The organism is Clostridium chrysemydis (genome assembly GCF_015234215.1).
Classification (GTDB): Bacteria; Bacillota; Clostridia; order Clostridiales; family Clostridiaceae; genus Clostridium; species Clostridium chrysemydis.
This window is the reverse complement of the sequence record NZ_JADEKP010000001.1, coordinates 583,159-609,670: the sequence shown is the minus strand read 5'-3', so window position 1 is coordinate 609,670 and position 26,512 is coordinate 583,159. Positions and strand designations below refer to the sequence as shown.

General features: G+C 27.7%; 23 protein-coding genes. 10 read left to right on the top strand and 13 right to left on the bottom strand.

The window, feature by feature from the left end; genetic code table 11:
* Positions 1-80: 80 nt before the first annotated feature.
* From INR60_RS03000 to INR60_RS02980, 5 genes are all read right to left on the bottom strand, one after another.
* Positions 81-1,181 carry a 6-phosphofructokinase gene (locus INR60_RS03000; RefSeq protein ID WP_194189989.1) on the bottom strand — a complete coding sequence of 367 codons (1,101 nt, stop codon included), beginning with the start codon at positions 1,179-1,181 and terminating at the stop codon, positions 81-83.
* Between the two features lie 306 nt (positions 1,182-1,487).
* Positions 1,488-2,351 carry an undecaprenyl-diphosphate phosphatase gene (locus INR60_RS02995; protein ID WP_194189988.1) on the bottom strand — a complete coding sequence of 288 codons (864 nt, stop codon included), beginning with the start codon at positions 2,349-2,351 and terminating at the stop codon, positions 1,488-1,490.
* A gap of 90 nt (positions 2,352-2,441) precedes the next feature.
* Positions 2,442-3,587 carry a hypothetical protein gene (locus INR60_RS02990; protein WP_194189987.1) on the bottom strand — a complete coding sequence of 382 codons (1,146 nt, stop codon included), beginning with the start codon at positions 3,585-3,587 and terminating at the stop codon, positions 2,442-2,444.
* A gap of 103 nt (positions 3,588-3,690) precedes the next feature.
* Positions 3,691-4,668 carry a type I phosphomannose isomerase catalytic subunit gene (locus tag INR60_RS02985; protein WP_194189986.1) on the bottom strand — a complete coding sequence of 326 codons (978 nt, stop codon included), beginning with the start codon at positions 4,666-4,668 and terminating at the stop codon, positions 3,691-3,693.
* Between the two features lie 28 nt (positions 4,669-4,696).
* Positions 4,697-6,427, bottom strand: a complete 1,731-nt coding sequence (locus INR60_RS02980) for a tetratricopeptide repeat protein (protein ID WP_194189985.1) — start codon at positions 6,425-6,427, stop codon at positions 4,697-4,699.
* A 225-nt stretch (positions 6,428-6,652) separates the two neighbouring features.
* On the opposite strand from INR60_RS02980, the gene INR60_RS02975 reads away from it, so the two are divergent.
* The 3 genes from INR60_RS02975 to INR60_RS02965 all read left to right on the top strand — a co-directional run bounded on the left by INR60_RS02975 (position 6,653) and on the right by INR60_RS02965 (position 10,297).
* Complete coding sequence (locus INR60_RS02975; protein WP_194189984.1) at positions 6,653-8,011, top strand: MurT ligase domain-containing protein; 1,359 nt, start codon at positions 6,653-6,655, stop codon at positions 8,009-8,011.
* Between the two features lie 14 nt (positions 8,012-8,025).
* Entirely contained in the window at positions 8,026-8,751 is a 726-nt protein-coding gene (locus INR60_RS02970) for a type 1 glutamine amidotransferase (protein WP_194189983.1), read from the top strand.
* A gap of 223 nt (positions 8,752-8,974) precedes the next feature.
* Complete coding sequence (locus INR60_RS02965) at positions 8,975-10,297, top strand: D-alanyl-D-alanine carboxypeptidase family protein (protein ID WP_194189982.1); 1,323 nt, start codon at positions 8,975-8,977, stop codon at positions 10,295-10,297.
* A gap of 12 nt (positions 10,298-10,309) precedes the next feature.
* Here the strand turns inward: INR60_RS02965 and INR60_RS02960 are convergent, their stop codons facing one another.
* From INR60_RS02960 to ppaX, 3 genes are read right to left on the bottom strand one after another with little or no spacing between them, the layout of a single operon-like run.
* Positions 10,310-11,008 (bottom strand): flavin reductase family protein, encoded by a 699-nt coding sequence (locus INR60_RS02960; protein ID WP_194189981.1) that lies wholly within the window; start codon positions 11,006-11,008, stop codon positions 10,310-10,312.
* 3 nt (positions 11,009-11,011) lie between these two features.
* Positions 11,012-11,350, bottom strand: coding sequence for an arsenate reductase family protein (locus tag INR60_RS02955; RefSeq protein ID WP_194189980.1), 339 nt, complete (start codon positions 11,348-11,350; stop codon positions 11,012-11,014).
* Between the two features lie 4 nt (positions 11,351-11,354).
* A complete protein-coding gene (gene ppaX, locus INR60_RS02950; RefSeq protein ID WP_194189979.1) occupies positions 11,355-12,005 on the bottom strand; it encodes a pyrophosphatase PpaX in 651 nt (216 codons plus the stop codon).
* 171 nt (positions 12,006-12,176) lie between these two features.
* On the opposite strand from ppaX, the gene INR60_RS02945 reads away from it, so the two are divergent.
* The 7 genes from INR60_RS02945 (at position 12,177) to INR60_RS02915 (ending at position 18,671) form a co-directional block, all read left to right on the top strand.
* Positions 12,177-13,163 carry an acyltransferase family protein gene (locus INR60_RS02945; RefSeq protein ID WP_194189978.1) on the top strand — a complete coding sequence of 329 codons (987 nt, stop codon included), beginning with the start codon at positions 12,177-12,179 and terminating at the stop codon, positions 13,161-13,163.
* A gap of 78 nt (positions 13,164-13,241) precedes the next feature.
* On the top strand, positions 13,242-14,255 hold the full coding sequence (locus INR60_RS02940) for an ABC transporter substrate-binding protein (protein ID WP_194189977.1): 1,014 nt from the start codon (positions 13,242-13,244) through the stop codon (positions 14,253-14,255).
* 13 nt (positions 14,256-14,268) lie between these two features.
* Positions 14,269-15,027: an ABC transporter ATP-binding protein gene (locus tag INR60_RS02935; RefSeq protein WP_194189976.1), complete on the top strand. Its 759-nt coding sequence runs from the start codon at positions 14,269-14,271 to the stop codon at positions 15,025-15,027.
* Positions 15,023-15,808 carry an ABC transporter permease subunit gene (locus INR60_RS02930; RefSeq protein WP_194190959.1) on the top strand — a complete coding sequence of 262 codons (786 nt, stop codon included), beginning with the start codon at positions 15,023-15,025 and terminating at the stop codon, positions 15,806-15,808. The genes INR60_RS02935 and INR60_RS02930 overlap by 5 nt, the downstream gene beginning before the upstream one ends.
* Positions 15,809-16,020: 212 nt before the next feature.
* Entirely contained in the window at positions 16,021-16,410 is a 390-nt protein-coding gene (locus tag INR60_RS02925) for a CidA/LrgA family protein (protein ID WP_194189975.1), read from the top strand.
* Positions 16,391-17,104 carry an LrgB family protein gene (locus INR60_RS02920; RefSeq protein ID WP_194189974.1) on the top strand — a complete coding sequence of 238 codons (714 nt, stop codon included), beginning with the start codon at positions 16,391-16,393 and terminating at the stop codon, positions 17,102-17,104. Before INR60_RS02925 ends, INR60_RS02920 begins: the two co-directional genes overlap by 20 nt.
* 175 nt (positions 17,105-17,279) lie before the next feature.
* Entirely contained in the window at positions 17,280-18,671 is a 1,392-nt protein-coding gene (locus INR60_RS02915; protein WP_194189973.1) for a methyl-accepting chemotaxis protein, read from the top strand.
* A gap of 36 nt (positions 18,672-18,707) precedes the next feature.
* On the opposite strand, the gene INR60_RS02910 is transcribed toward INR60_RS02915, so the two are convergent.
* The 5 genes from INR60_RS02910 to INR60_RS02890 form a co-directional block, all read right to left on the bottom strand.
* Positions 18,708-20,870, bottom strand: a complete 2,163-nt coding sequence (locus tag INR60_RS02910) for a type IA DNA topoisomerase (RefSeq protein ID WP_194189972.1) — start codon at positions 20,868-20,870, stop codon at positions 18,708-18,710.
* A gap of 116 nt (positions 20,871-20,986) precedes the next feature.
* Positions 20,987-21,484, bottom strand: coding sequence for a TspO/MBR family protein (locus INR60_RS02905; protein WP_194189971.1), 498 nt, complete (start codon positions 21,482-21,484; stop codon positions 20,987-20,989).
* 61 nt (positions 21,485-21,545) lie between these two features.
* Positions 21,546-23,390: a sensor histidine kinase gene (locus INR60_RS02900; RefSeq protein ID WP_194189970.1), complete on the bottom strand. Its 1,845-nt coding sequence runs from the start codon at positions 23,388-23,390 to the stop codon at positions 21,546-21,548.
* 100 nt (positions 23,391-23,490) lie between these two features.
* Positions 23,491-25,422, bottom strand: coding sequence for a sensor histidine kinase (locus tag INR60_RS02895; protein WP_194189969.1), 1,932 nt, complete (start codon positions 25,420-25,422; stop codon positions 23,491-23,493).
* Positions 25,423-25,564: 142 nt separating this feature from the next.
* Positions 25,565-26,485, bottom strand: a complete 921-nt coding sequence (locus INR60_RS02890; protein ID WP_194189968.1) for an alpha/beta hydrolase — start codon at positions 26,483-26,485, stop codon at positions 25,565-25,567.
* Between the last annotated feature and the right edge of the window lie 27 nt (positions 26,486-26,512).

Below are 26,512 nucleotides of genomic sequence, written 5' to 3'. Positions count from 1 at the left end.
CATTTTTACTTATTATATGATATTTAGGATTTATATATACAAAAAGCTATAAAAGGCTTTGAGCCCTTTATAGCTTTATATTAATCTCCGAATGAAATTCCTATACTTTTTGCTACCTTTACAAGCTCACAATTCGGGTCAACATTCTTAGTTTTTTGACCTATAACGTTCTCTAAACTATCAAAAGAAATAGTATCTCCTTTTAAACAAACCATATTCCCAAAGGCTTTTGCTTCAATAAGGTCTACTGCTGCAACTCCGTATCTTGTAGAAAGTATCCTATCAAAAGTTGAAGTAATCCCACCTCTTTGAATATGTCCTAAAACTGTGCACCTAACTTCATGATTCTTTATTCTTCTTTCTAAATCATCAGCTAATTTATTTCCGATTCCACCTAGCCTTATAGGGTCTGGACTGTCATGAACTATTTTAGAAACCACAACTTCTCCGTCTTTTTCTTTTGCACCTTCTGCAACAACTATTATTGTAAATAATTTACCTTCCGCTTTTCTCTCTTCCACTTTATCTACTATACTTTCTATGTTATATGGAATTTCAGGAAGTAATATAACATCTGCTGACCCTGCAATTCCAGACTCTAAAGCTATCCAACCTGCACCTCTTCCCATAACTTCACAAACCATTATTCTATGGTGTGATTCAGCAGTAGTATGAAGTCTATCTAAAGCTTCTGTTGCTACTCCAATAGCTGTATTAAATCCAAATGTTACATCAGTTGAAGCTAAATCGTTATCTATTGTTTTTGGAACTCCGATAACATTTACTCCCTTTCTTGTAAAGTCTCTAGCTGATGTAAGAGTTCCATCTCCTCCAATTACAACTAAAACATCAACGCCTTCTTTTTTTAAGTTTTCAACAGCAACGTCTGAAACATCTTTTTTAATAAACTTACCGTCCTCTTCAACTGTATAATCAAAAAGATTATCTTTATTTGAACTATAAAGAATAGTTCCTCCTCTGTGAAGAATTCCTGAAACTGTTTCAAGTGTTAAAGGGACAAAATCGTTATTGTATAGCCCGCGATATCCAAATTTATATCCAATAACTTCATATCCATAATTTAATATTGCAGTTCTAGTCACTGCTCTTATTACTGCATTAAGGCCAGGGCAATCCCCACCACCTGTAAGTAATGCAATCTTTTTTATTTTTTTTGTCATCTTAAAATCCCCCTCTACTGATCTTTGAACTTTCTAATTAAAACTTCTTTTAATAATTAACAATCAAATTTTCTGTAGTATTTTAAGGCTTTTTTTAAATTCTAACACCATTTCTTCACAAAACGTTTAAATTAATTTAAGTTTATCATATTAAAGTAAATTTTGGAATATTTTTCTTAATTTATTTTTCCTTTTATTTATTATATTTACATAACCCTACATTATAGAATTATTATTTAATATTTGTGATTTTTTATATAAAAAAAGCTCAGCTATTAACTAAGCTGAGCTTTAAATTCCTAAATTTTAAACTATTGCTGGTAAATGTATAATTCCTGCAAATACTAAGATTGCCAAAAGTATACCCATTATAATTCTGTAAACTGCAAATACTCTCATAGGTCTCTTCTTTAAGAAAGCTACGAATTTTTCCATTACTATTAATGAAACTATAAATGCAACTATAAATCCTACGATTAATGCTATCCATCTTGATGTATTCATAATTGAAAAATCAAAATTTAATAAGTCCATTCCAGTTGAACCTACCATAGCTGGTATCGCTAAGAAAAATGAAAATTCAGCTGCAGCTGATGTTGAAAGTCCTGAAATCCAACCACCCATTATAGTTGAAGCACTTCTTGACATTCCAGGCCACATAGAAAAACATTGTGCAATACCTATTATTAATGATTCCTTATAAGTAATTTGGTCAACATTTGTAGCTTTTGGTCTTCTTTTTCTAAAAATATTTTCAATAACTACAAGTAAAATACCACCTACTATAAATCCATATATAACAGCAACAGGTGTAAATAATTTTTTTATGCTAGAATAAAACGTTAATCCACATATTAATGCTGGTATTGAACCTATAATTACATTAATCCCAAATCTAAAACCTGTTTTACCTTCTTTACCCCAAGTAAAGATGTATTTAAAAAATTCTACTACGCTTGTACTGATTTTTTTCCAATAAAGAACTACTACTGCAAGTATAGCTCCTAATTGAATTACTACAGTAAACATATCCGCAAATTCACCAGTAAAATCAATTAGACTTCCAACTAAGATCATATGACCTGTAGAAGAAACTGGTACGAACTCTGTAAGACCTTCTACTATAGCTATAATAATAGCTTTAAGTATTAAAATTAAGTCTATTCCCAAAATATTCTCACTCACTTTCAATTTTTTTCTAACTATTTAATTATAAATGTACAATAAAGACTTGTCTACTATAATAACTACACATAATCTTTACTGTTTATCACGAATAATCTCTACTGAACTTTCTACATCTTTTCCATTTAAAGAAAGTTCTATAGTATTTACTCCCTCTAAAAATGTATATGTTTTATAATCTTCTATCTTTTCAAAGCCTTTTCCATTTATATTTAGATAATAATCTTTAATTACGCTTCCATTTTTAAAGGCATCTATTATAAACTCATACTTTTCTTTATTTTTTTCATCTTCTGATTTCTTTTCTTCTTGTTTGTTTTCAAAAGATTTTTTCATAAAGATTAAATAAGCTTTAGAATCATCTTTTTCCTTTTCACCAAAAGGCGATTTATCTAATAGCTCTTTATTTTTTGTAAATACAGTTGGCGGAATATACGAACCGCTAGCTATAAAATCTACATCTTTATCTGACGTTACATAAGAGATATAACTGTTACTGTATTTTCTATTTAAAGTATTATCAATAGGTATACTATAAGATGAAAGATATTTTTTAAAGGTTCTAATTTTCATATCTCCCTCTTCACCTTTAATATCAATAAAATCGACTTTACTTAAACCCTTAGACGAAAGTAAATCAGTTGCGCCTTGAGGCTCTTTATCGTTAAATGGAATCGTCCCGCTCATATAGTCTACCATAACCCATTTATTAAACTCTGGACTCCAGTATTCAACTACATAATATTCAGAACTAGTTTCAAATTGCGGATTTTCTTTTCTAAATACCCCAATTCTACTCTCATATCCTAAATTTAAGATTAAATCTCTTAAAATTATTGCACTATCCCTTTTTGATACTTTTTTTGATTCTCCTTTTGACCTTAAAATATCATAACCATTTACATATTTAGTATTTACTACGTCATCAGGTGAAATAATAGTTTTTAATATTTCCGTTGTTTTTAAAACCTTATTTATTTCACTATCTTCTTTACTAGCTATCTCAGATACTTTATAAAGATTTCCAAGCCTTTGTAGTTTTTCATTTAAACTTAATGATTTTCTAAGTGGTTCATAAAATAACTCTATACTTTTTCCTTCATAAAAGTTATTCCATTTTACAATTCTAAGTCCTCTATCTTTTCCATAGCTTAAAAAATAAAACAAAACAAGTCCAATTATAATTAAAAGCAGTATTACTTTTTTAAATATCCCCTTCATACTATTACCTCAATTTCTAATTTTATATATTTAATTATCGCAAAATATTAAGAAAGCTAAATAGATTTAACCTATTTAGCTTTTTATTTAAGTTTATTTATAATTAAAATAATATTGGACTTACTATTTCTTCTTTTTCTTTTAAAAGGTCTGGCACGTAACTTTTTAATAAAGTAAATTCACCCTTTAAAGTATATTCTCCAAGGTATGCTGGTATTAATATGCTATCTCCAAATTTAATATCTAAAGTAGTTCCGTTAGCTTCTATTTTCCCTTCTCCATCTACGCAAGTGAAAAGATAAAATCTGTCTTTATCACTACATTCAGTTACAGAGTTTCTTACTTCGTATTTTTGGATTGTGAAAAATTCACTTAAGCAAAGAATAGTTTTATCAAAACCTTCTTCGTGTATAGTTACCCCCTTTATGTTTTCTCCCTTTAAAGAAAAATCAATTACATCTAAAGCTTTATCTACATGTATTTCTCTTCCTCTATTATAATCATAAACTCTATAAGTAGTATCACTACTTTGTTGAATTTCTGCTATAGTAACTCCTTCACAAATTGCATGAACTAATCCACTTTTAACGTAGAACATATCACCTTTTTTTACAGGTATCTTATTTAAATATGGATCTAAATCTGAAAGTTCTATTGCTTTTTTAAATGTTTCTTTATCGCAGTTTTTAGTTCCAACGATTAATGAAGCGTTAGGTTCTGCGTCAACTACATACCAGGCTTCTGTTTTTCCTAAGTCATTTTCTACTCTTCTTGCATAATCATCATCCGGATGAACTTGTACTGATAATTTATCATCTGCTGTTATAAGTTTTATTAAAAGTGGGAATGTTTCTTCATTCATCTTATCCCCAACAACTTCATTACCATATTTTTTTATAAGCTCACTAAAGCTCATTCCTTTTAATTCACCGTTTTCTATTATACCTGTACCATTTCTATGACAAGCAATATCCCAAGATTCACCAATAACTCCGCTTGGCATGTTGTCTCTAAATTTTTCTAGGCCTCTTCCTCCCCATATTCTCTCGTAGTATAAATTTTCAAATTTAATTGGATACATCTTAAAATCTCCTTTTCTAGTCAATTCTTTATCTTATTAATTTTAAATTAGTTATCTCTATCAAATCAGGATTCTCATCATTATATAAATCATATTCACTTTTAATTTCGCTATAATTACTATCTACTATAGCTTTTAAAATTAAATCGTTAGAATCCTTTGATAGCTCGTATGCTTTTTTAATGTTTTCCATAGCTCTAGTTATATTTTTTTCATATTTCCCATAATAATAAGCTGCATTATTTAAAGTAGTTATATTATTATTATCAAAAGCATAAGCTTTTCTTATATATTCTATACCTTTATCACCTTTTTCAAAAGTAAAATATATACATCCTAAAGCATTTAAATAGTCAGTATTACCTTTATCAAGTTCTATTGCTTTTTCCATATTTTCAATTGCTAAATCCTTTTCCTCACGCTTTTCATTTAAAATTGCTAAATTATAAAACGTTTTACTATCTTTACTTGCAATTTTACTTAATAAATCGAAATATTTATAAGAAACTTCACTTTCTTGCATTTCATTTATATAGTAGTTTGCTGTATTTTCTATTAATATACAGTTAAAAGGTTCATAATAAAGTCCGCGCCTAAAATACGGTGCTAATAATTTATAATTTTTAGTATCTTTAAAAGTAATTATTTTAGGGAAAAGATTTGCATAAATATTTCCATACTCTTCATTAAGTTCTAATGCTTTTTTTCCGTATTCTAAAGATTTCTTTAAATTTTTAGCTTTTAAATAATATTCACTTAAAACATAACATCCACCATAATTATCTCCGTGATCGTTTAAAACATCTGTAATAATTTTATCAACAGTTTCATCCTCTTTATAGTAATCTAAAGCTTCTAAAATCATTTTTTCTTCGATAAGACTTTTGTTTTCTCTTTTAGATAAATTATCTAGATTCTTTTTTAAGTTTATATTATTTAAAAGTTCATATCTCTCTACTAAAAGGCTTGATACTTTATCATTTCTCTTTTTTGAGATATTTACTAAATCTAATCCTGAAATTCTAATTCCATTATCAATAGCATCTAATATCCTTATATTATTATTATCTAACTCATAAGCTTTATTTAGTGCTGCAAGCGCACTTTCGTAGTCTTTAACTAAAAAATATAACTCTGATTTTTTAGAAAGCTTATAAGAATCTTCACCTTCTTTTCCATAATCTCTTAATATTTCTTTTGCTGAAGTAATATCATTTTTGTATACATACGAAACAATAAGAGTTTCCCTTAACCTATCATTTATAGGATCATTCTTTAAAAAATCTTCTCCATACTCTATGGATTTATCTACTTCACCATTTAAAAGATATGTGAAGCTAATGTAATTTCCTAAAACCTTATCTTCTTCTTTATATTTTGCCCTACCTTCCTTTGTAATTACATCATTTCTCTTTCTATATGCGCTAGAAAGTTTTACATTAGAATTTAACATCTCTCCCTTTAAAGATGCTATTTCTGCTTCTTTTACAGTCCAGATAGGCCAGTTTTCCTTTTCCCCTTTTTCAGCATACTCTTTTAATGCTAAATCATAGTTTGCACTATAATATGCAGATTCGTTTGGATTTAGCTTAATATCTAAATCAACAGGCTTTTTAACTAGCGTTTTAACTGTGATACTTACAGCTAAGGCAAATAAACATGTTCCTCCGATAATTAATACGTCTTCAATGAAAGGTCTTTTACTTACAAACTTTTTGTAGGACTCCTTTAGAGCTTCTCCCCCCTTAAGCTTACCCATACTATTCTCCCCTTTACATTTTGTTATTTAATTGTTTACACTTTTTAATTTTATCAAATAAATTTCTAAAAATCCACTTTATTACAAAAGTAAAATTTAATACTTAATTTATTTTTAATTGAAAGCCTTTATGATATGATGTAATATAATATTTGTGTATTTAGGAAACTAATATTTTGTTTAAAAAATTTATATATGTCTATAATTTAGAATAAACTTAAGGCGGTGAGTACTATTAATATAAAATCAATTATAAGTATTTTATCTAGTAAATTCGTACTATTCCTTTCAAAGCATATTCTTAAAGGTGGAAGTACTTTCCCAGGAAGAGTTGCTTTAAAGCTAGATAATAAAATACTTCAAACAGTTTCAAAAGGATATAAAGTAATATTAGTAACAGGTACTAACGGAAAAACTACTACAACTAGTATGATTACTAACATTTTAAAAGAAGCAGGTTGTAATGTTATTACAAACAGTACAGGTGCTAACCTTTTTCCAGGTATAGTGGCTTGTTTTGTAGACAACTTCAAATTCAACAACAAACCTAGAAATAGATATGCTGTTATAGAAGTTGATGAAGCTAACGTAAAATTTATAACTGAATACATAGAACCTGAACTATTAACTGTAACTAATCTTTTTAGAGATCAGTTAGATAGATATGGTGAAGTTTATACAACTTTAACTAAAATATTAGAAGGAGTTAAAAAATCTCCTAAAACTACCTTAGTATTAAATGGAGATGAATCTTTACTAGGTAAATTAGATTTGCCAAACCCTTCTGTATTTTATGGATTTAACGTACCAGTTCAAAAAGATTCAAAAATCGACGTGAACTCTGATTCAAAGTTTTGCAAGTTTTGTAAATCTCCATATAGCTACAACTACATAACATTTAATCACTTAGGTGATTTTTATTGCCCAAGCTGTGGTTATAAAAGAGAAGAACTTAAATACGCAGTAAACAAAATAGTAAATCAAACTCCGGAAGAATCAGAAGTTATAATAAATAATACACCTATAACAATAAGTCAATCTGGTGTTTACAATATCTATAACGGTCTTTGTGCATATTCAATAGCTAAAGAACTTGGCGTTTCAGATTCAGTTATAAATGAATCTTTAGGTAAACAAGATTCAAGCTTTGGAAGACAAGAGCAAATAAAAATAGATGGCAAAAAAGCTAAAATCATTTTAGTTAAAAACCCAGCTGGATACAACCAAGCACTTGATACATTATGCTTAAATGATGATGAATTTTCTGCATTATTTATGTTAAATGATAACTATGCTGACGGAAGAGACGTATCTTGGATTTGGGATGTTGACTTTGAAAAATTAAAGAATTTAAAAATAAATGATGTATTTATTTCAGGAATGAGAATGTATGATATGGCAGTAAGATTAAAAACTGCAGGACTAGATTCTGATAAATTCATAATAGAAGAAGATTATGAAAAATTAACTGAAAAGATTAAAAACTCTAAAGATGATAATATCTATATACTAGCTACTTATACAGCAATGATTAATTATAGAAAATATCTTCATTCTAAAGGTTACATCAAAAAACTATGGTAAAGGAGAAACTATCTATGGAATTAAATATTTGTCACCTTTATCCAGATCTTTTAAATGTTTATGGTGATGTTGGAAATATTCTAATATTAAAAAGAAGAGCTGAAAATAGAGGAATAAAAGTTAATATATTAAATGTATCTCTAAATGATGATTTTAAAGCGGAAGATTATGATTTTGTTTTCTTTGGTGGTGGCCAAGATTTCGAACAATCAATAGTATCAGAAGATTTAAAAATAAATAAAAAGGCTGAACTTAGTAAATACATAGAAGAAGGGAAAGTATTACTTGCAATTTGCGGAGGTTATCAACTTCTTGGTAAATACTACTCTGCCCCAAACGGAGAAAAAATCGAAGGGCTTGGTATTTTAGATATTTACACTGAAGGCGGTCAAAAAAGACTTATAGGTGATACTATAATAAAAAATGAAGAGTTTAATCAAACTTACGTAGGTTTTGAAAACCACTCTGGTAGAACATTTACAAATGGTTTAAAACCTTTAGGTAAATGTATAAAAGGATATGGAAATAACGGTGAAGATGGAAATGAAGGCTGTGTATATAAAAATACTTTTTGCACCTACTTTCACGGATCTCTTCTATCTAAGAACCCAGAACTTGCAGATAAGTTTTTATTCTTAGCACTTAAAAATAAATATGGAGAAGTTAATTTAGAGCCTCTTGATGATACTTTCGAACTAAAAGCAAAAGAAGCTATAATTAACAGATTAACTTCAAATTAAAATCTTAAAGAAGACGGGTATCAAATGCTCTTCTTCTTTTTTTGTGTAAAAAAATTAAGGGAATAATAAATATAATAGGAACATAAAATTAAAGTTTATAATTATATACATTCTTAATATAATTTTAGTATTCTCCATTGTTTCTAACTTTGTTAAATGATATACTCATTTGTGGGACAATATGAGTATTATGTCATAAAACAAAAAGAGATGGGGAGATATTTTGAAAAGAAAAGGATTTTTATTAAAAACACTTTCGCTTGTCTTTTCACTTTCATTATTATCACCTTTTGCAGGTAACACTATTAAAGCTTTTGCAGAACCAGTACAAAAGACTGCTGCTGCAGTAGCTCAAACAGAGCCAAATATAACTGCAAAAAGTGCTATAACTATGGATTTAAAGACTGGAGAGGTTATTTACTCAAAAAATGCAAGTGCTAAAGCATACCCAGCTAGTACAACTAAGCTGATGACTGCATTATTATTTGCTGAAAAGGCACAAAAAAGTGACCAAATACCTTTCACAAAGACTGCTAAGGAACAACCACCTTATGCACTTCATTCTAACTGGCCTGGTGTTACATTAAACGTTGGCGATACAATGACAGCTGATGATGTAATGAAGGGACTATTAATTTTCTCTGGTAATGATGCGGCTTATATGATAGCTGATTACGTTGCTGGTAGCAAAGAAGCTTTTTCTGATCTTATGAACAAAAAAGCTAAAGAACTTGGAATGAATAATACACACTTCATTACTCCAAATGGATTACATGATGATAACCACTACACTACAGCTTATGATTTAGCACTTTTAACAAAAGCAGCTCTTTCTAATCCTTGGATTCGTGAAACTGTTGGTTTAAAAGAAACTACAATCACTATAGGTAATAAGCCAGTTAAACTTGAAAATAGAAATACTGGACTTGGTGAAAATGGTAATCTTGGCGGAAAAACTGGAACTACTACACCTGCAGGTGACTGTTTAGCAGCCCTATACGAAAGAGATGGTAGACAAGTAATCGGTGTTGTATTACATTCAGAAAACAAAGGTAATACAGACCATTCTTTCAGAGAAAAAGAAATGAATGCACTTATGGATTATAGCTATGCACAAAGTCCAACTGCATTTAAAACAAACGGAACTAAATTAGATGATGTAACTCTAAAGTACAAATTATTTAGATTCTTTGGTCCAGAAAAAAGCATAACTGTTCCTGTAACTTTATCAGAAGACGCTATGCTATATAAAAACACATTTAATGATACTCATGCAAAACTTCAATATGTCCCTGGAGATCAAACTGCTTGGCAAGTAGCATCAAATAATGATGTTAATGTTAAACTTACATCTGGTATTTACAGCAAAGATTTAAAAGGTCAAGTTGATATTTCAACTATGCAAATACTTAAAGCAAACGCTTTAGCTTACCTTGGAATTTTAGTTGCTGTTATAGTAATATTAGTATTAATAATCTTCATTATAAGATTTGTAAATATGAGACGTCGCAAAAAAAGACGTTATTCTTCATACAGAAGATATTAAAAAGAAGGTGGATTAATCCACCTTCTTTTTAACTTTTCTAAAAGCTTTTTTAGAAGCCTTATTTTTATTTTTTTTCTTAGATGTTCCTTCTTTTTTCTTAGTAAAAACTTCTTTGTTATCTTTTTTCTTTTTTATAGTAGTCTTCTTTTTCATTACAGAATGGCCAAAGGTTCCTATAGAATTTCTTGGCATTTTATAATATTCTCCGTGACAGTATGTAAGTAAATCTCCTCTTTCAAAATGAAGCTTTCCTTTTTCATCCATAAGTTCATAGCTTATATGAGAACCTAAAACTTCTGCTATAAACATATCATGAGTTCCACCTAATTTAACTATCTCTTTAACTCTACATTCTACAGAAATAGGACATTCATCTATATAAGATGCATTTATGTGAGTACACTCTTTCATTGTAAATCCCATTTCTTTTATTTTATCGTTAGTTCTTCCGCTTCTAACTCCGCAATAATCAACAGCTTTTACCATATCACTACTTGCAATGTTTAAAACGAATTCCATACTTTCTTTTATATATTCATAAGAAAGCCTACCAGGCCTTACTGAAATTGAAAGCATGGGAGGCTTTGTGCTTATAGTTCCAGTCCAAGCGACAGTAAACACATTTTCTTTTCCTTCTTTATTTCTTGATGAAATCATTACAACAGGCACTGGGTTTAAAACTACACTACCTTTAAATTCTATTTTTTTCATATTTTATTCCCACTCTTTCCAAACTTCTGGCTCGTATCCTACTGTTGCAAGCTTTCCATTTCTTACTATTGGAGTCTTTATTAAGGTGCAATCTTTAAGCATAACTTCCATTTTTGTTTCTTCAGATCTTATCTTATCTAAATTTGAATTTTTATAACTTTTTGCTTTTTCGTTTATAAGATTATTTAATTTAACCGAGTTTTTTACGCTAGTTAATTCTCCCTTACTAATCCCTTTTTCTTTCATATCTATAAAAGCATACTTAATTCTTCTCTCTTTAAAATATCTTTCCGCTTTTTTTGTATCGTTGCATTTTTTAGTACCAAATATTTGTATATTCATCTTATCACCTATTTATATCTTCTATAATATTTATTAATTCTAAAAGTGAGTCTACAGTAAAACTTGGATTTACTTTTTTTAACCTATCTAACTCTAACATAGTATAACTTACTGCACAAGTTAAACTTCCAGCACTCTTCCCTGCCATTAAATCAAAGTGGCTATCTCCTACCATTATAGCTTCAGATGGCTCTACAGAGAGCTTTTTACATGCATAAAGTACAGGTTCTGGCTCTGGTTTATGCTTGTCTGTTTTTTCTGGAGTCACAATACAATCCATATATTTTAATATTCCTGAAATTTTCATTCCACGCTTTGCAAGGTCTTCTCTCTTTGATGTAACTACCCCAATCTTTATTTTTTTATCCTTTAAAGTTTTTAAAACTTCCTCTACCCCATCAAAAATATTACACATATCATCGTGAATACTGAAATTATATTCTCTATAATCTTTAATAAGTTTTTCAACGATAAGTTCATCCTCTGTGTACTTACTAAATGTGTAATGAAGAGGTTGTCCGTAGTTACTTGTAATTTCATCTTTTGATAAGTTTAAATTAAGATTATTTTTAAATACATAATCAAAAGATTTATATATTAGTTCATTTGTATCTAATAAAGTTCCATCTAAATCGAATAAAACTGCTTTTATCATAAATTTACTCCTTGAATTCTTTTTTATTTTGACATCATTATATCAAATATTTTTTTCTTAGTCTAAATCTAGTTCTAAATAAACATGTTTTTTCTTATATAAAATATTACTTTTTAGTATATTGTCATTAATTACAAATTGTATTATACTTCTATATTAGGTGGTGGTTTTATGGAATCGACTAGGAAGATAGTTAAGAGAGATTATTATTTTGACACATTAAAAGGTGTTTTGATTTTGCTAGTTGTTATAGGTAATTCTTTAGAACTTTCTAAGACAGATTTACCTTTTATGCATTATTTTATTTTGTTTTTATATATGTTTCATATGCCCTTATTTGCTTTTATTTCGGGTTACTTTTGCAAGAAAAGTAAACGTTCTACTATGCAAAGGGTAAGTGAAATATTTATTTTGTATGTTTCAGTTCAAACCATTTATTATATTTTTTATAAATTTATAATGGGTGAACCTGACTTTAGGTTGAAATTTATGGAGCCTTATTGGACTCTTTGGTATTTAGTATCTCTTATATTTTGGTATATCATATATGATTATATAAAGGATTCTAAAAAATGGCTGGTTGGTAGTTTACTAGTTGCAATCCTTATAGGATATGACCCTAGTGTCTTTAATTATTTAAGCATTTCTAGGACTATTTTCTTTTTACCATTTTTCATTTTAGGTGTTACGTTTAAAAAAGAATATATAAGTAAGATTAAAGAAAAAAAGAAACTCTTAGGAATACTTTCTTTAATAGTTTTAATAATTTTATTTTTTCTTTCTTTTGGACTTATAATCGATTTACTATTTGAATTTGTGGGTTACGAGAGTTATTACCCTGATGCAACTTGGTACCCTCTTCTAATTAGGATTTTTCACTATATAGGTGCTGTTATCTTAGGTGCTTTTATAATGAGTTTAATCCCTAAAAGAAAGACTATATTTTCAAGTGTCGGAAAGTACTCTTTATATATTTATATAGTACACTCCGGGGTATCTGAATTTTTTATAACAAATGAAATACTAAAATATTATAACTACGGATTTTTAATATTATCTGAAGCTATTATAGTATTAATCTCTTTACTTTTAGTTTACTTATATGTAAAGTTTAAAGATAAGATATTAAAACCTAAAGCTACAGCACTTTTAAATTAGTGCTGTAGCTTTTTTCTTCTTAACATCTTTATCATCCTTCTCATATTATAGAATATAGTATTTATAAAGGAGTACAGTATGAAATTTAAGTCAAAAATATCTCTATTTCTAGCTTTAGTATTTAGCTTATCTTGTGTTTTAATTTCATGTAATAAAGAAGATGATAAAACTTTAAAAAAAGTTAGATTATCAGAAGTTGTTCGTTCAATCTTTTATGCACCTATGTATGTTGCTATAAATGAAGGATATTTTAAAGAGGAAGGACTAGATATAGACCTATCTACTGCACAAGGGGCAGATAAAGTTATGCAAAACGTGTTATCAAAAAATGCTGATATAGGTTTTTGTGGTCCAGAACAAGTTATCTATATATATAATCAAGGAAGAGAAGACTACCCTGTTTTATTTTCAAAACTTACAAATAGGGATGGCTCATTTTTAGTTTCAAGAAACGAGTCTAAAAACTTTTCTTGGAGTGATATTAAAGGTAAAGAAATTATAGGTGGAAGACCAGGTGGTGTACCTGAAATGGCTTTAGAATATGTTTTAAATAAAAATAATATAGTACCAAATAAGGATGTAACTATGGTAACTAATATAGACTTTACTGCAACTTCTGGTGCTTTTAAGTCTGGAAAAGCAGACTATGTTTCTTTATTTGAGCCTACAGCTTCAATGCTTCAAAAAGAAGGTAGCGGAAAAATCGTAGCCTCAATTGGAGAATCTGCAGGTGAAATGCCGTACACTTCTTTCTTTGCTACAAAATCCTTTATGGATGAAAATAAAGATATAATAGAAAGTTTTACAAAAGCTATCTATAAAGGGCAACAATATGTGAATTCTCATTCTTCAAAAGAGATAGCTGAAAAAATAAAATCATTTTTCCCAGGAACTGAAGAAGACATAATTATAAGTGTTATTGATAATTACAAAAACATTGGAGCTATAGCAAAAGATCCAGTAATTACAGAAGAAGGTTTAAATCACTTAATGGATATAATATCTAAATATGATTCATCTCTTATAAAATCTAGACCACCTTTTAAAGATATAGTTACTAATGAATTTACAGATAAACTTAATATAGATTAAAAGGTAAATTACTTTGAGTTTATTAAAGGTTTCTAATATAAATATGTCTTATCACAGTGAAAAATCTGAAACTAAGGCACTTAGTAATATATCTTTTAACGTAGAAAATGGAGATTATTTAAGTATACTTGGACCTTCTGGATGTGGTAAATCCACACTTTTAAATATACTAAGCGGTTTATTAGTTCCATCTACTGGGGAAATTATTTTTAATGGAAAAGATATCTTAAAGCGAGAAGAGCAAATTGGATATATGTTTCAAAAAGACGGACTTTTTGATTGGACCTCTGTATGGAATAACGTGACTTTAGGTCTTAAGATTAAAGGAGAGCTTACAGAAAGAAATAAAGCTAGAGTTTTAAAACTTTTAGAAAACTACGACCTTTTAAAATTTAAAGACCATAAGCCTTCAGAATTATCTGGTGGTATGAGGCAAAGAGTAGCTTTAATAAGAACTTTAGCCCTAAATCCTAAAGTATTATTTTTAGATGAACCTTTTTCCTCTTTAGATTATCAGACGAGGCTAAATGTATGTGATGAAATACACCAAATTATTAAGCTTGAAAAAAAGACTGCAATAATGGTAACTCACGATATAGGTGAAGCTATCTCAACTTCAAATAGAATTATTATATTAAAAAAGAGACCAGGTGAAATAAAAAGAGAAATAACTTTAGATTTTAAGGAATCACTAACTCCTTTCTATAGACGAAAAGAAAAATCTTATAATGATTACTTCAATATTATTTGGAAGGAGCTTCAAGATGATTAGTTTAGAGCATAAAGAATACCTAAAAAAAGTTAGAAAGAAAAAACTTTTAATTACTTTTTTTAGAGTTTTTATATTAATTTTATTTTTAGCACTTTGGGAAGTTTTTGCCGATTTAAAGATAATAGATCCATTTTTAACTTCTTCTCCAAGTAGAATTATAACTACTCTTACTACTTTTATAAAAGACGGTTCTATTTTAAATCATATATCTATTACTTTATATGAAACTATATTAGGTTTTACTTTAGGAACAGTATTTGGAACTACTATTTCTATATTTTTATGGTGGTTTCCTACTATTTCTAAAATCCTAGACCCATATATAGTAGTATTAAACGCATTACCTAAAGTAGCACTTGCCCCTATAATTATATTTTGGGTAGGTAACGGTATTACAGCAATAATTGTAATTGCCCTTTTAATTTCTGTAGTTACTACTACTTTAAGCGTTTATTCTGGTTTTCTTGAAGTAGATAAAGATAAACTACTTTTGATGAAAACCTTTGAAAGTTCAAAAATTCAAACCCTAAGATATTTAATAATTCCATCATCCCTTCCAAATATAATATCAGCACTTAAGATTAACGTAGGTTTATCTTGGGTTGGCGTAATTATGGGAGAATTTTTAGTTGCAAGAAGCGGTATAGGATTTTTACTAGTTTATGGTGGACAAATTTCACAATTAGATATGGTAATGATGGGAATTGTAATTTTATCAATAATTGCCTTTATTATGTATAAAATCGTTAGTATAATAGAATCTAAATTTGTGAATAAATAGTTAATATAAACTTAAAACAAATATTTCTAATTATCTTTATAAAACACTATATAAGTAGCTTAACATTGAATGTTATTAGTTCAAACTTTTCTAATAACATTCTTTTTTCTACAGTTTTCGCATTTACTTAATCTTTATTAAGTGGTACATTATTAAAGTATGAAAAATTATTATCTATTTATAGATTTATATACAAGTTAGGAGGAATACTCTTGAAATTATTAAGAGAGGCTTTAATAATTTTTGGTATCTACCTTATCGGAGAGTTCTTAGTTCAAATAACTAACATACCTGTACCTGGAAACATAGTTGGACTTCTACTTCTTTTGATTTGTCTATGCACAAAAATAATAAAGCCAAGCCAAATAGAAACAATATCAAATTTCTTTTTAGATCACTTAGCCTTTTTCTTTTTACCAGCTGGAGTTGGTTTAATGAACTCATTTGGAGTAATAAAAGCTAATATCGTTCAAATTCTAATAGTATGTATAGCAACAACTGCTATAACAATCGCCGCAACAGGTCGTATAGTTCAATTTGTTGCAAATAAAATACAAGCTAAAAAGGAAGGAAGTGCACCAAATGGAACTACTAACGAATAATGTGTTCTTTGGGATAGTTTTATCTTTAATAGCTTTTGAAATAGGTATCTTTGCTTACAAGAAAACAAAACTACCAATTTTTAATCCTCTATTAATCGCAATTATAGTTGTTATTGCATTTTTAACAGCATTTAATATAGACTTTAAAGATTATAATCAAGGAGCTACTTTTATAAACATGTTCCTTGGACCTTCAACAGTTGTGTTAGCACTGCCTCTATACAATCAAATAGAGCTACTAAAACAAAATGCTATCGCTATATTTATTGGAATTTTCTGCGGTACAGTTGTTGCAATCTTCTCAATAATGATACTTTCTCATTATCTAGGATTAAATTTATCGATGATTGCTTCACTTGTTCCAAAATCAGTAACTACTCCAATTGGAATAGCTATAAGTTCTCAGTTAAATGGTCTAGTTCCCGTTACTGTTTTAGCAATTATACTATCTGGTATAATTGGCGCTGTAATTGGACCTACTATCTGCAAAATTTGTAAAGTTACAAATAAAATAGCAGTTGGTATTTCACTTGGAACAGCTTCACATGCTGTTGGAACTTCAAAAGCACTAGAACTTGGTGAAACTGAAGGTGCTATGAGTTCGCTTGCAATCGGAATCGCAGGTATAATGACTGTTTTCGTTGCACCTATTGCATTGCACGTTGCAATGTTTTTCTACAAATTATTAGTTTAAAAGACAAGCTAGATAATAAAACAATGTCGTTTTATTATCTAGCTTTTTTAATTTACTAATAAAATTTAACAAATAAGTAAGTTATATTATATTTTCCACTTAAAGTATCATTTTTTCTATTGTAAATTCCACTCCTTCTAAGTAAAATTATGGTATAAAAGGGGAGGGGTTTATAATGGCAGTCAATTTTGACTTTAATCGAAAGGACAGTATAAAAACAAATCTGTCTAAAAAAATAGGTTTAACAATCTTTATAATTACTACTATTAACATTTTTTTATATACTGTTTTTATAAAATTTGTTATCACAAATTCATTAAAGGAGCATTCAATAGATCCAAGTTTAATCTTAGATCACACAAATATTGCTTTTTTAATAGCTGGAATATTTACTATACTTTTATCTGTAATAGTTTCAAGTTTTATTACTTACAAACATTTATCACCACTTGCTAGGCTTTTAAATAACTTTAGAATACACTTTGAGTTCTTAGCAGAAGGTGATTATTTCTACAGAATAAAAGAAAAACACTTTAAAAGGAAAGATGAGTTAGGCCCTATAGCTAAAGCTGTAGATAATATGCAATTGTCTGTTTTAGATATAGTAACAGAGATGTCTAATAACTCATATGAACTATCAGATCAATCTAAAAGCTTATCTGATTTATCTATAGATTTAAATGGTCTTACAAACGAGATATCAAATTCTATTTCAGATATTGCAAATAGTACAAGTGATGAGTCACTTGATATTTCATCTGTATTAAATGAATTAGATGCATTTAAATCTATGCTTGAAGAAAATATAAAATATATAAATGAAATTTCAAGTATGACAACAAACATCGATACTCTTTCATCTACAAGTTCAAAAGAAGTTCAAAACCTAAACAAGTCATTTAGTGATTTTAATGATATGTTTAGCGCATTCTTAAAAGTTATAACTGAGATGAAAAATGATATCAAAAAGGTTAACGAAATCACAGAAATGATAAATACTATAGCAGAACAAACTGACCTACTTGCATTAAACGCAGCAATAGAAGCTGCAAGAGCTGGTGAAGCTGGAGCTGGTTTCTCTGTAGTTTCAAATGAAATAAGAAATTTATCAATTCAAACTAAACAATCATCTGTTAGTATAAACAACTTAATATCATCTGTTTTAACAAGTTCTAATGAATTATTTAATAGAACATCACTTTTATCAGACCAACTTACAAAACAAAGAGATACTATAGAAAATACATTAAATTCATTTAATAATATATCTTCTTCTGTAAGTACAGTTTCATCAAAGGTTTGTATTTTAAATTCTTCATCAAATGATATTGCAAATAGCAATTCTAATATAGTTTCAAAGATTGCAAATATAAATGCATCTTCTCAAAACATATCAGAACTTGCTCAAAGAATAGATGGTTCAACTTATACTTTAACCTCTTCAGCAGAAGTACTTTTAAATTGTTCTAAAGATTTAAACTCTTTAGCTAAAAGATCAGTAGAAACTGCATCTAAATTTAAATTAGAAGACGAAGATGGTATAACAAACAGAAATGAAGGAAAATAAACAAAAGGGTATTTCAAAGCGAAATACCCTTTTAATTTATATAAATTCTAATTTCCAATTCCAATAATTAGTTTTTGCATCTTTTTCTAGTTTAAAATAAGCACTAAACGTTGTTCCCTTTTTGCTTTTTAAGTTTCTAAAGCCTACTTTTCCGTTTTTAAGTAAAAGAACAACCATCTCTTTACTTACCTTTTTACCAAAAGACGCTATATATCTATCATCTTTCCAAATAGTAAATTTGCAACCATTCTTCCAGTTAGAACAACCAAAGCCTTTATCCCCTTCTATTATAGGGTTCCCACACTCGGGGCAGTTTCCAAGAGATTCTTCGCCCTCTTTTAAGTCAACTTTAAAGTATTTTAAAGCACTAGTGTCATTTTTAATTTCATTAACACCATTTATAGTAAATTCTTTTATCATCTTTAGGAAATCCTCTTTTTTAACTTTTCCTTTTTCTATATCAGATAAAGTCTTTTCAAGTCTTCCTGTATATTCTAAATCAAGTAATTCTTTTACAGGGAATATTTCAACTACCTTTTTCCCAAGGTCAGTACACGTTAAACTTTTCCCTTTTGACATTATGTATCCTACATCTTTAAGCTTTTTAATAGTTTCTGCTCTAGTAGCTGGAGTTCCTATACTAAACCCACTTAAAATAGATGCCATCATCTCTTCGCTATCTTCTGTATTATCTTCTTTAAAACTCTTACCACACGTTTCCATAAGTCTTAAAAGAGTTTTTTCAGTATGTTTTTTAGGTGGTTTTTTAGTTACTTTAGCGCTCTTGCTATCTATTACTAAAACCTTATCTTTTTCATTTACCATAGGAAGTATTGTATCTTTAGTTTCAATCTTTTCAACTACTCTAAATCCTTCTACTAATTGAACCTTACCCTTAGATATAAATTCTCCAATAACCCCTTCTTTAAATACCTTTGCTACTATTTTAGTTTCTTCAAACTGTGCTATAGGCATAAACTGCATTATAAATCTATTTTTAACTGCATTATAAACTATTTCTTCATCTTTGCTTAAACCTGATGGCTTAAGGTAAGTTGGAGTTATTGCACTATGGCTCTCTACTTTAGAATTATCAAAGACTCTTTTAGTCTTTTTAAACTTAACTTGATTTTCGTAAGGAAGTCCCTTTTTCAAAGTTTCTAGTACTTTCCTAGCTCTTCCCTCTAAGCTCTCTTCTAAGGCTATAGAACCTGTTCTAGGATAAGTTATAAACTTCTTTTCATAAAGGCTTTGTGCGACCTTTAAAACTTTATCTGAAGTCCATCCTTTATATTTACTAGTAACATATCCTTGTAAGTTAGAAAGGTTAAATAAAAATGGTGGATATTCATTTTTCTTTTCTGTCTCTTTACTTACTATTTCTGCATACTCTTCTTTTATTATATTTGATATATTATCTAGATATTTTTTATCTTCAAACTTTTCTGAGTTATTTTCATAATATAATCCTTCATACTCTTCTTGATTTTGAGTTTTAAAAGAAGCATTTAATTTATAATAACTTGTAGCTTTAAAGTTTTCTATTTCTTTATCTCTGTCGTAAATAATCTTAAGTGTTGGAAGTAATACTCTTCCTATATTTAAAATCTTATCGTCGTTAAATTTATATTTTATTGTTGTTACTGAAGTAAGGTTTATCCCTATGATCCAATCTGCAAGTTGTCTTCCTATCCCTGCATCTTGAAGGTTTTGCATTTCAGTGTTTGGTTTAATCTTTTCTATCCCTTTTTTAACCTCTTCAGGAGTCCATTCATTTAAAAGAAGTCTATAAATTGGTTTCTTTTCGTTAAAATGGATAAAAAGTTCATCTGATATTACCTGTCCTTCACGGTCAAAGTCAGTTGCAGAGATTATTCCATCTACATCATCTCTATCTATTAAACCTTTTATAATATTTATCTGTTTTAATGCACCCTTATCAGTTACATTTCTGTTATGACTATCTGTTTTTACTTTATATTTAAAATCCTCTGGAATAAACGGAAACTTTTCCATCCTCCAGCTTCTCATACTTTCGTCATAATCTTTTGCATCATATAGTTGAAGCAAGTGACCAAATGCCCAAGTAACTAGGTATTCTTCACCTTCAAAATATCCGTCTCTTCTAGTCTTTATCTTAAAAGCATCTGCTATATTTTTAGCTACTGATGGCTTTTCAGCAATTATAACCTTTTTCAACTTACCAGCTCCTAATAATTCTTTAAAATTATTAAGAGGAAGCTAAAACTCCCTCTTAAAATCATTAATTTCTCATTAAATTATACTATGAATTTGACTATTTTCCAAATTAACTTTTATGCTTCATTAAAGATCCAGATAAAATAATTTAAAACACTTGCAAATATGCTCCATAATAAATATGGAATCATACATAACCCTGAGACTTTATCTATCTTAAAGAAGCTTATAGTTGTTAAAACTATAAATATAATTAATATAACAAGTTCTACAAAGGCTAAGCCAAATAAATTAAACTTAAAATATAATATAGGCCAAAGAAAATTAAGTGCTAGTTGTATATAATAAAATATCATAGCTAAATTAATCTTTCTTTTTGACTTTAAGTAAACTCTATAAGAAGCATATCCCATCAAGATATATAATATAGGCCAAACTATTCCAAATATAAAATCAGGTGGTGAAAACTCAGGTTTTATTATGGTTTTATAACTTTCTTTTATATTTCCCATAGTAAAATAAGAAATTAAAAAAGACCCACCTAATGGTAATAATAAATTAAAAAGTAAAGCTTTAATTGATTTTTCTCCATCTACGTATAATATCCTTTTCATAAAACACCTCAAAATAATTATTCATACTATAAATAATATACTTAATTTTAGATAATTATTCTTATATGTAGATATCTGAAAACTCTAAATCCACCTTTTCTTCAAGTAAATTTAGTTCTAAATCTTTTTGAAGTTCATAGCTCTCTATTTCCTTTATAGGAATGTTAAACATAAATGTATTATTATTTTTATTTGATATAAAGTTCATATAGCCACCATGTGCTTCTATTATAGCTTTGCATAAATAAAGACCTAGCCCACTACCTTCTTTTTCACGACTTAACTCCTTATTAGCTTTTGTAAACTCATCAAAAATATAAGGAACTATATCTTTTGAGATAATTTCACTATTATTTTGTACTGTAATAACTACCCTATTTTTCTCTTCATTTAATGAAACATTAATATATATTTCTTTATTCTTTTCACCATACTTTACACTATTTGATAAGAGATTCAAGATTACTCTCTCTATCATATCTTTATCTATAGGTACAAGTATTTCTTCGTGGGTAGTGTCAAAGATCAAATTATTACTTATTTTTTGAATGTATTTATTGCAAACTTGCGATACGTTTTCTATTACTTCAACTATATTGCAATTTTTTTTATTTGGAATAAGATATCCTTCTGCAATCTTATTTGAATCTATAAAATTATTTATAGTTCTAATAAGTCTTAAACAGTTTTGTCTTATTTTAAATGTATTCTTTTCAATCTTATTTACCATATCATTATCTAAATAATACTTGTTTAACTGAAGTGCTGAATGAATAACATTTATAGGTGTTCTTAGTTCATGTGAGACATTTGAATAAAATTCATTTTTTATTTTTTCTTTTTTTATACATTCGTCATATTGCTTTTTAGCTTCATAATATTTATTTAAATCTGTTATATCCTTTAAATACACAATCCAATCATTTGCACCAGACTTTATTTGATAAATTTCAAATTCTCTGTTATTGTCAGATGATTTTAAAATATTCTTTTCTTTATCTCTATTTTTTATAAGATAATTTATAAATAATTTTGTTTCACTATTTTTTAATTTATCTTCTAATATTCTACTTGCAGAATTATTTATAAATAATATACTATCTAAATGAATTAACATTATTCCATCATTTAGAGAGTTTAAAATATCAAAATATCTTTGTTCTGACCTTTTATTTAATGTTTGTAATTCTTTTAAAATTGTGTTTCTCTTATCTAATTGCATATTCATTTTTTCATACATTTTAGTTAGTCTTTTAAGTTCCTCTTCTTCTGTCATATAATTTTCTTCTAAAAGCCTTCTTGAAATAGCCTCATAGAGTACAAAATACGCAAAATCTCTTAGCAAACTTAGGATAAAATTCATATTTATATTATCAATAAGTGTAACCCCATTTAATGCCGTATAAATATTAATTAATGTTAAATAAATAAGTGCACTTGGAATAATATTTACTCTTCTTTTATAAGTTTTAGCTGCATTTAATAAAATTAAAACAGAGAATATACTAATTAAATGAATTTTTAACATCCACAAGCTATTTAAGCTTAAAAAACTCGTATCTATAAGCGCTTTAGGATTATTAATTAAAAATAATAATAATATACCTAATTCAATTAATATATATATTGTAAATACCTTTACTCTAGATAACTTAAACTTATAAAATATACAAGCTAAAGGAATTATTGAAACTTCTAATATAGAATTACAACCTACTAACGCTCTATAAAAATCATTATTATATGCTAATGGGTCTATAGATAACATGATCCCTCTTATATAACCTAGCATACTTAAAATAAAAAATCCTATTGCAGTATTTGTACTTATACCTATCTCTTTTCTACTAAAGGCTATTATTCCTATAGCTGTACCGCAAGCTGATATCATAATTTCAGGTATCATTAGGTAGTGAATACCTTGCCTGCAAGCACCATAGAGCGCAAAAATAATTATTCCTGTAAAAATAGGAATATTAACAATCGATGTTTTATTTTTAAGATTATTAATTATTCTTTAGCCCCCCTCTCTTAAAAAACAAACCGACTTTAGTCCCACATAATTTTTTACTTTCTATAGTTACTTCTCCCCCTTGGGCCTCAACTAATCTTTTAACTACGTATAGCCCTATACCACTTCCTTTTTCCATAAGGCTTTTCCCCTTGCCTTTTGTGCTATACATATCAAAAATGTTTTTTATAAGATCTTCATCAATTCCAATTCCGTTATCAACTATTTCTATATTTACTCCAAATATTTCATTTGTTATTCTAACTAACACTTCACCTCCTGCCTTTGTGAATTTTATAGAATTAGAGATTATATTAACTATTATCCTATTCATCGCTTTTTTATCTAAATATAAATATATTATTTCTTCGTTTGTATCAAATATTAAGTCTATATTTTTACTTTTAGCGTAAAAAACTAGACTCTGCACTATCTCTTCAATAAAGTCAACAACTTCTACCTTTTCTAAATTCACATCTATATCATCTGAATTAATTTTGCCAACATCAATTATATTATCTGCTAAACTTATAAGTGATGAACAATTACTTTTAGAGATATCAATATATTTTATAAGTGAATTTATATCATTGTTTTGCACAAAAAATGATTCTAATTGAGTAGCTGAATAAATAACGTTTATTGGAGTTTTAAGGTCATGACTTATGTTTGATAAAAAGTTTTTTCTGATTTTTTGTCTAAATTCATTTTCTTTTATTTCATCTTTTATTTTATTTAATTTTTCTTTAGACGTTATATCTGTAAAAGATAAAATAATTTCCCCATTTTCTGAGTTTGTATTTACTAATTGCATAGTTAAAAAAGATTCACTATTTCTTATTTTACATCTTGATATTTTTAAATCAGAATCTTCATCAAAAACTTCTTTATTTTCAATATCAATTATATAATTTATATTAAAATTAACTATAGCTCTTAGACTCTCCTCTTTTATTAGGTTTAGAAATAGTTTATTTGAATAAATAATTCTCTTAGTTACGTTATTTATGATCACTAAAGGGACTGGCATACTTCTAAGTAAATCTTTAACAAGCTTTTCACTATTTTTAAGCCTTAACCTTGAGAATTCATTTTCTCTAATTTTTTCCATGTAGTCTTTATTAATATTTTTTAATTCTTCACTTTTACTATAAACTTTAGCAAATATGATCTTATATGGATTATTTAATAAATTATCTAAAGTAAAGGTTGCTAAAATATTTAAGCCAATAAATATAGTTAAATTTATTAATTTAGTTAAGTAGGCTACATTTTGAAAAATTGATACATATACTACAAGTATGCTTACTAATATATTAGATAAAGCAAATAAATATATATAATTTATTTCATTTCCTTTAATCAATCTGTATTCTCTTATATCTTTAACATTATTTATTGAGGCTAATATATAATATCCTATTGCTATTAATGAAGAAATTTTAGTCAAATTCATATTATCAAATAAAAGTATTACACCAAATAAGAGTAATATCTTCATTAAATGCTCCTCAATCTTTTTTTCGTTTGTTCTTATATAGGTATATACAGACCTAATTACTTCAGTATATAGTACGAGCAAATAAATACCATTTTTTATAAATAAAAATGCAGTATCTTTATATCTCATAACTTCGTTAGTATCTAACATATATACCATCAAATTACTAAATATAACAATAACAAAAACATAAGATATTAAATCAAATAAATTGCTTCTGTCTAGCCTTCTAGTCGACCAAGTTACAAGGAGCACACATAAATTAGTTACAAACATAATGATTTGAATTAAATAAATACCAACCAAACGCCTATTATAGAAAAAAATTAATATAAATAAAAAAATAAAGAAACTAAATAATGCTAAAATCAGAACTTTAATTTTAGGTACATACATTATATTTTCTATTTTACTATTTTCTGACATATTTACCCCCTTTATACTAATTTTACTTTATTTGCGTCCATCTGTGAAGGATATCGACTAAAATAGTATTAAAATGACAAATTAAATTTAAAATAAAAAAACAACCCTAATTTAGAGTTGTTTTTTATGTGAAATTTTAATATTAATTATTTTTATCTAACCAATTTAATATATCCGATATAACTTCATCTTTATTTTTCTCATTTAGCATTTCATGTCTTCCATCTTTGTAAAGTTTATATTTTACATCCTTTACTCCAAGCTTAATAAAACAATTATAAAGATTTAAAATACCTTGCCCAGCCTTACCTACAGGGTCTTTATCTCCTGCGAAAATCAAAATAGGCATATCCTTATTTATATTTTTTAGATTTTCCTCGTTGTGAATACTCCATATACCATCTATTAAATCGTGGTAAAAAGACGATGAGCAAACAAATCCACAGTACTCATCTTTAATATATTTATCAACTTCATTTTCATCACTGCATAACCAATCAAAATTAGTTCTAACTGGCTTGAATTTATTATTAAAAGATCCAAAAGACAGCTTGTCCATCAGTTTACTAACATGGTCTCTACCTTTTAGATTCATTTCTACTTTTGCTATTATTCTTCCTAGTTTTGTTATCTTATCTGGTTTTCCATTAGTTCCAGATAAAATAAGCTTATCTATAGTATCACCATAGATTTCTGAATATCTTTGACTTAAAAAAGAACCCATACTATGCCCAAACAAAATAATCTCTTTTGATGGGTGGTTTTTTCTAATTATAGAATTTAATTTATTCATACCATCAACCATACTATTAAAGCCATGAATATCACATGCATATCCTAATTTTTCTGCACTTTTACCATGTCCCCTATGGTCATTTGCATAAACAACATACCCTTCTTTAACTAGTTTTCTAGCAAAGTAATCATATCTTCCTGCCCACTCTGTCATACCGTGTGCAATTTGGATAACCCCTTTTATATCAGAATCATCTATTTTTTCATCTTTCCAAACATATCCTTGAATTTCTTTATTATATCTATCTTTAAAAATAAAGTTTTTCATTATATCCTCCACTCTAATCTTAAAATA

Bases quoted from the DNA above. Each gene is read 5' to 3' on its own strand.
- INR60_RS03000 (WP_194189989.1), bottom strand. From the start codon at position 1,181: ATGACAAAAAAAATAAAAAAGATTGCATTACTTACAGGTGGTGGGGAT.
- INR60_RS02990 (WP_194189987.1), bottom strand. From the start codon at position 3,587: ATGAAGGGGATATTTAAAAAAGTAATACTGCTTTTAATTATAATTGGA.
- INR60_RS02985 (WP_194189986.1), bottom strand. From the start codon at position 4,668: ATGTATCCAATTAAATTTGAAAATTTATACTACGAGAGAATATGGGGA.
- INR60_RS02980 (WP_194189985.1), bottom strand. From the start codon at position 6,427: ATGGGTAAGCTTAAGGGGGGAGAAGCTCTAAAGGAGTCCTACAAAAAG.
- INR60_RS02970 (WP_194189983.1), top strand. From the start codon at position 8,026: ATGGAATTAAATATTTGTCACCTTTATCCAGATCTTTTAAATGTTTAT.
- INR60_RS02960 (WP_194189981.1), bottom strand. From the start codon at position 11,008: ATGAAAAAAATAGAATTTAAAGGTAGTGTAGTTTTAAACCCAGTGCCT.
- INR60_RS02955 (WP_194189980.1), bottom strand. From the start codon at position 11,350: ATGAATATACAAATATTTGGTACTAAAAAATGCAACGATACAAAAAAA.
- ppaX (WP_194189979.1), bottom strand. From the start codon at position 12,005: ATGATAAAAGCAGTTTTATTCGATTTAGATGGAACTTTATTAGATACA.
- INR60_RS02945 (WP_194189978.1), top strand. From the start codon at position 12,177: ATGGAATCGACTAGGAAGATAGTTAAGAGAGATTATTATTTTGACACA.
- INR60_RS02940 (WP_194189977.1), top strand. From the start codon at position 13,242: ATGAAATTTAAGTCAAAAATATCTCTATTTCTAGCTTTAGTATTTAGC.
- INR60_RS02920 (WP_194189974.1), top strand. From the start codon at position 16,391: ATGGAACTACTAACGAATAATGTGTTCTTTGGGATAGTTTTATCTTTA.
- INR60_RS02915 (WP_194189973.1), top strand. From the start codon at position 17,280: ATGGCAGTCAATTTTGACTTTAATCGAAAGGACAGTATAAAAACAAAT.
- INR60_RS02905 (WP_194189971.1), bottom strand. From the start codon at position 21,484: ATGAAAAGGATATTATACGTAGATGGAGAAAAATCAATTAAAGCTTTA.
- INR60_RS02900 (WP_194189970.1), bottom strand. From the start codon at position 23,390: ATGATACCTGAAATTATGATATCAGCTTGCGGTACAGCTATAGGAATA.
- INR60_RS02895 (WP_194189969.1), bottom strand. From the start codon at position 25,422: ATGTCAGAAAATAGTAAAATAGAAAATATAATGTATGTACCTAAAATT.
- INR60_RS02890 (WP_194189968.1), bottom strand. From the start codon at position 26,485: ATGAAAAACTTTATTTTTAAAGATAGATATAATAAAGAAATTCAAGGA.